The organism is Stenotrophomonas maltophilia group sp. Smal13 (genome assembly GCF_030236855.1).
Lineage (GTDB): Bacteria > Pseudomonadota > Gammaproteobacteria > Xanthomonadales > Xanthomonadaceae > Stenotrophomonas > Stenotrophomonas maltophilia_A.
Genome location: NZ_JASJSQ010000150.1, coordinates 1 through 5,585, shown reverse-complemented (window position 1 = coordinate 5,585; position 5,585 = coordinate 1). Strand labels below are relative to the sequence as shown.

General features: G+C 60.0%; 6 protein-coding genes and 1 pseudogene. 5 read left to right on the top strand and 2 right to left on the bottom strand.

All coding sequences use genetic code 11. The features are described from left to right. The 3 genes and pseudogenes from QRO95_RS24810 to QRO95_RS24800 all read left to right on the top strand — a co-directional run. Nucleotides 1-459: pseudogene (locus tag QRO95_RS24810) on the top strand (attachment protein); the annotation flags it as partial. Further along, on the top strand, nt 456-854 hold the full coding sequence (locus QRO95_RS24805; RefSeq protein ID WP_285303689.1) for a hypothetical protein: 399 nt from the start codon (nt 456-458) through the stop codon (nt 852-854). The pseudogene QRO95_RS24810 and the gene QRO95_RS24805, both read left to right, overlap by 4 nt. A 4-nt stretch (nt 855-858) precedes the next feature. Next, nucleotides 859-2,151, top strand: coding sequence for a zonular occludens toxin domain-containing protein (locus QRO95_RS24800; RefSeq protein ID WP_285303688.1), 1,293 nt, complete (start codon nt 859-861; stop codon nt 2,149-2,151). Between the two features lie 486 nt (nt 2,152-2,637). On the opposite strand, the gene QRO95_RS24795 is transcribed toward QRO95_RS24800, so the two are convergent. Together QRO95_RS24795 and QRO95_RS24790 are read right to left on the bottom strand one after the other, a co-directional pair. Beyond that, the gene (locus tag QRO95_RS24795) at nt 2,638-3,018 is read right to left on the bottom strand and encodes a DUF3653 domain-containing protein (RefSeq protein WP_285303687.1); all 381 of its coding nucleotides are present in this window, start codon (nt 3,016-3,018) and stop codon (nt 2,638-2,640) included. 446 nt (nt 3,019-3,464) lie between these two features. After that, nucleotides 3,465-3,749, bottom strand: a complete 285-nt coding sequence (locus tag QRO95_RS24790) for a hypothetical protein (protein ID WP_164171570.1) — start codon at nt 3,747-3,749, stop codon at nt 3,465-3,467. 190 nt (nt 3,750-3,939) lie between these two features. Between QRO95_RS24790 and QRO95_RS24785 the strand changes: the two genes are divergently transcribed. Then, complete coding sequence (locus QRO95_RS24785) at nt 3,940-5,076, top strand: site-specific integrase (protein WP_164171571.1); 1,137 nt, start codon at nt 3,940-3,942, stop codon at nt 5,074-5,076. Between the two features lie 189 nt (nt 5,077-5,265). Further along, nucleotides 5,266-5,505 carry a hypothetical protein gene (locus tag QRO95_RS24780; RefSeq protein ID WP_164171572.1) on the top strand — a complete coding sequence of 80 codons (240 nt, stop codon included), beginning with the start codon at nt 5,266-5,268 and terminating at the stop codon, nt 5,503-5,505. Nucleotides 5,506-5,585 lie beyond the last annotated feature (80 nt).

The window sequence follows — 5,585 nt, the reverse complement described above, 5'->3', positions numbered from 1 at the left end:
GGCGATGGCGGTGGCGATGGCGGTGGGGATGGTGGTGGCGGCACCGGCCCGGGAGATGGCGATGGCGATGGCGATGGCGACGGAAATTGCACCGATCCGAATGGCTGTACCGGCCCAGGTCCAGGGCCGGGAACGGGCGAGGGCGGTGACGGTGGCGCTCCGGGGCCGACAACTGGACGCCTCTACAAGAAGTCGGGCAAGACAGTTCAGAAGGTGCTTGCAGATTTCAAGACAGCGATTGAGGGCGCGCCGATCCTGTCCAAGGTCAAAGGCTTCTTCGGCAATTGCACGGGCGGTGGTGGCAACTGTCCCACCGCCACATGGGATGGCGGCCAATATGCGGGCAAGTTCGATTTGGGAAGCCTGTGCAGCGGTCCTCTCTTGCAGTTATTTCAGTACGCGGGATTCGTCTTCCTCGCTGGCATGGGCGTTGTAGCTCTGAGGTGGGCCTTGCTATGAAGCGGAACCACCTGATCGTCTTGGCTGCTGTGCTGGCCCTGCTGGCGCTGTCCGCATCGTGGGCATACGCCGATGGAGTTGGGCCTGTAACGGCCATCACCACTTGGGCCAAGGAACAGCTAACGTCGTTGTGGGCTGATTTCTCCGATTTCATGACGGATTTGCAGACCGACTTCATCGAGCTTGTTCTGTCGTTCGTTAAGGCCATCGTGTACCTGATTCCGGCACCGGATTTCCTGTCACAGATCAGCTTCTGCGCAATGCTCAATGCAGCGGGTCCGTGGACAGCCTTCATCGTGGCCCAGCTGCGCGTTGGCGAAGCCATTGCACTGCTCACCGCTGCACTTATCTTCCGCCTTGTGCGGGTTTTCCTCACCGTATTCCAGTGGACGTAACGAAATGATCTTCGGCCATGAAGGGTTGCCGCGCAGCGGCAAGAGCTATGAGGCGGTGCTACATCACATCCTGCCCGCACTACGCGCAAAGCGGCACGTCTACGTGCGCCTCAATGGGGTAGGGGATAGCCTCGACAAGATCGCAGCGCACCTGGGCATGCCCGAAGAAGAGGTGCGCGAGCTTGTCCACATCATGGGCGACAGGGAGGTGGTTGACTGGTGTGTCTGCGACACCGACAACGACGGCGCTATCTCGTTCCCGCACATCGAGAAACATGCCCTGATCGTGATCGATGAGGCACATGAGTACTGGCCGACGAACCGGGCAAACCTACCGGAGCGGACCGCCAATTTCTTCGCCAAGCACGGCCATATTAGCTTGGACATGGTGATCATCTCGCAGGACTGCAAAGACCTGCATCGCCTGATCATCCGCCGTATGGCAAAGAAGAATACGTATACCAAGCTCGATGCTCTGGGGGCGGATCAGCGCTATTCGGTGCGGTTTTATGCAGCCACCGGCACGGGCAAGTATGAGACGGTCGGAACTGAAACTCGCAAGTACGATCCGGCCATATGGGAGCTTTACCACGGTGTGCAGCCGGGCATCGAATCCAACGAGGTCTATAAAGGGAACACCCGCACTCTGTGGAAGACGCTGCGCGGACCGTCCATCCTTATGGGCTTGGCGCTTGTGGTGGGTGTTGTGATGTTGGGGCGATTCTTCTTCGCAGGTGGAACCACCGGCGATAGCGGAACACTGAAAGAGGTTGTCGCCTCGCAGAAGGCCGCTATTCCCGCCATAGCGCACGCGCCGGGCGCGCAACCATCCACAGTGGTCACGACGGTTGCCGAGGCGCCTAAGGCGAAGGAGAAGCTTCCTGCGGGCGTTCAGTACATTCTGGACATGGCGGCCAATGCCAGGGCGCGACACGCAGGCTGGTACGGCCACCGCGATATTGTGGAGTTCCGCGCATCAGGCGGCGGGCAGGTTCTCGACCGCTTCACCACGGAACAGTTGTGGGCGCTGGGGTGGTCTGTCAAACGGACCGAGTTCGGTGTGCTGCTGAGCGCCAAGGGCCACGAGATCATCGCCACCACTTGGCCCGTTGATCCCTTCGGCGAACAGTCCGATTCGACTACCGAGCGTATAAGGGCTGCGGCGGGGTCGCCTGTGACGAGCGCGAGCGAGACACAGCCGACCGCCGCCGCGGCGAACGGGAGCACTCTGATTGCAGTTGGAAAGCGCCCCATGGGCACGTTCCCAGAGACGCCGCCATATCCGGCGAGCTTCTGATTTTCGCGATGGGATACCATGCCCCCCAACCTTGGGGGCGAAATGGACATTCGATCAAGCCTAGTTCTGGCTCTACTGCTGCTTTCGGCACCTGCGCACGCGCAACAACTACGCTCGGCAATCGGCCCGCAGCCAGCGCCCAGGTACACGCCGCCAACTCCGAAGGCGAGCAATCTTGGCGCTGAACCGCTGAAATGCCAGCAGCACCTCGATCCGCGCATTCGGCTCTATTGCGCCGACATTGAACGATCCTTGATCCAGAGCGAGGCGCGTCGCCAAGGCATACCAACGCCATCGAGCGAGATTGTTCGCATGCCTGCCTACGGGAGCGTTGAGGCAAAGCAGCTGGGCGCTGCCTGTATGGGGGGCACTGCAATGCGTCGCCTGAGCAACGGCTGGGAACAGTTGCGAAACGCCAAGGGCGAATGGCTGCGGTGCCGCGAGCAATGAATCGGGGTGTAGGGGCGGCGCCCCTACGGAAGCGCCTTACACGCGCTCGCGGCGTTGTGGCCCCGGTACCGGCAGGATTGCTGCTGGCGGCTCGGCGTCAGGGCCAGCCATCGCCACCGCCGAACGCTGTTTGCGTTGGCTCACAACATCCCGCAAATTGACGACAGTGGCAGGATGATGGCGAATGCCGGCGTCTCGATTGCGCCCATTTCTGGAACTGTCGATCGACGGCGCCGAACGGGCAGCTTCCATCATCCGGCGCCATTCTTGCGCTTGGCAGGCGGTGAGCGACAACCACGCCAGGTCTTCAGGTAGCAGCTCGCGGCCCTCAGGGGTGATCAGGCGATCACCGAGGAAAGAAAAACCGGCCCAAGGGCCGGTCAAGTCGATACGGTGGTGCGGGTCGAACACGATCATGCCGCGATCTCATCCTTGGCCGGGGTCTGAGGGCGCAGGCAAGAGCCGAGCCAGAGGCCCAGCCATTGCCACGCGGAGCCAACAAAAGCCCAGATTCGACGGATACGCCATTTCGCATAATGTATATTATGTTACGAACAGGGCCGCTGCCGAGAAGCCTGAGCCTCCCCAGTCCTCAGATTGTTGAGCGCTGTGAACTTGGTGCAGCTTGTGCGGCAACTTGTAGCAACTGATGCGCTGAGCTGCGTGCACTGCCAATGACTCGCTGTGACTTTGGTGCATCACCAATGGTAGGTCGCGAATTTGAAGCAACGCCAATGGCACATCAGGGCGCTTCATCTAGAGCTAGAGATGGTACCAAGGCAGCGCATTGGTACCATTTCCCCAAGCAACGAAGACATCTAGAGCTTGCTTTACGAAGCTGAGGGCGCCATCGAACTCAACCCTCAGCCGCTATGCTTGAGGATCCAGTCTCCAGCCGCCTTGCTGATGTATCCGTAGTATTCACCAGGCGGCACACGAGAGACGAAGATTCGATCATTCTTGTCGAGCTTTTGCTGAAGATCTGCGCAGAGCTGATGGGCTGTGATGTTCGCGGAAACCCAACGAACCGACTCCAAGGCCGCATCCGCTACATTCTGATAGCGCTCCAAGTGTTTAATGAACGCAGCTCTCTTGGCGTTGTAGTCCACTTCCTTGTTCAAGTTCCAGGTCACTACATAGACAGCCATTTCGATCCTTCGCGTCTGACACCCACTGTGTCCACGTGATCTTAGCAAGTGCGACGCACGTCCCGGAATGGGCGGCGATTACTGGCGCCGGAACACTAGAAAATCATCACCCTGCCCTATGAAATTCGACTTCCGATAAGATATATTTATCGGAACTCAGGCTATTTTTAAGCCCTACTTTCAACCACTTATGGGCGACCTTCTTCCAGCTCTGACCACCGCGGCTCCTGCCAATCCGACTGTGGCGCAGCTCTCGCAGTCCTCGGCGGACGCGGTGCGCGAAGTCTTCGCCGAAGCGGCCTCGGCCAACACCACGCGCAGTTACGCCACCGCCTTGCGCTACTGGGCGGCCTGGTACCAAGGCCGCTACGGAGCGGTCATCGCCATGCCGGTCGACGCGTCTTGCGTGATCCAGTTCATCATCGATCATCTGGCCCGGCGCTCAGGCGATGCCCTGACCTGGGAGCTGCCGCCGACACTGGATGCGCTTTTGGTGGAAGGCAAATTCAAGCAGCGCCAAGGACCGCTCAAGCTGTCGACCATCGTCCACCGCGTTGCGGTGCTCTCCAGCGCCCATCAATTGCTCAAGCTGGCCAATCCCTGCGAAAGCAGCGAGGTTCGGCAGCTGCTGGCCAAGGGCCGTCGCGCCGCACATAAGCGCGGCGAGCGGCCGAGCAAGAAGACGGCGATCACTGCGACCGAATTGATGGCGATGATTGCGACCTGTGAGGACGATCTTGTTGGGAAACGTGATCGTGCCCTGCTCTACTTCGCCTTCGCCAGTGGTGGGCGCCGTCGGAGCGAGACGGCCCATGCCGTCTTGAGCAAGCTTGCGCCGATCGACGGCGGCTACCTCTACCACCTGGACGTCGGCAAAACGCTTCAGGAGGGCGTCAAAGCAGGCGGCTCGCCGGACAAGCCCTTGTTAGGTCCACCGGCCGAAGCGCTTCGCACCTGGATCGAAGCGGCTGGACTGCAGGAGGGTGCCCTCTTCCGCCAATTGACACGCGGGAAAGTTGGGGCCGGCTTGTCACCCAAGTCGGTGGCCACCATCATCCAGAATCGCGCCCGCGCTGCCGGATTGGTGGGGAGCTTTGGCGGTCACAGCCTACGATCGGGTTTCGTAACGGAAGGTGCTAGGCAAGGAATTGCCCTGCCAGCCATTATGGCAATGACCGATCACCGATCGGTGGTCAGTGTCATCGGCTACTATCAGGCCGGTGCGGCCGAAACGAATCCGGCGGCTCGAATGCTGGAAGCTGCCGCAAGGTCAAGTGCCGAGCGCCCCATAGGGCGGTATGGAGACACGACGAGCACTGAGTCCTAGGCAATCGTGCGGTCAAACTAGTAGAAGTATCCTTTGATCGTCGCGGCTTCGCTGCGATCTATCACTGTCGGTCTCTGATGATCTCCCGTCGCAGTCGGCCCTCACGTCACGGAGATCGGGTGATCTGTGCCCGATGCTTGAGTCGGCCGTCTCCAGTAAATCGCGCGCGGCTACACCAAAGATCCTGCGATGCTTGGCGGTGCGAAAGGCAATGGCCACTCGACCCTGACGTCCGATTTGCCGCTCTCGCATGGCAAGAAGAATCCCGTTTATGCGGTCATGGTCGAAGGTCCGGACGGCACCAGATTGCAAGCAGAAGCGGAGCTTCGTCTCGACCACTTTCGACCTGGCGGCTACAAACTGATTGCCTATCTCCCTAGACTCGATAAAGCTGATGTGCCCGTGATTAGCAAAGTCTGGAAGGTGTAAGTCGAGCCTCCGTTTCGGGCCGACAGCTGCCATGCTTCACCCCCGATAACTTCCCCTCCCCTCCCCTTTTATTCCCTTTA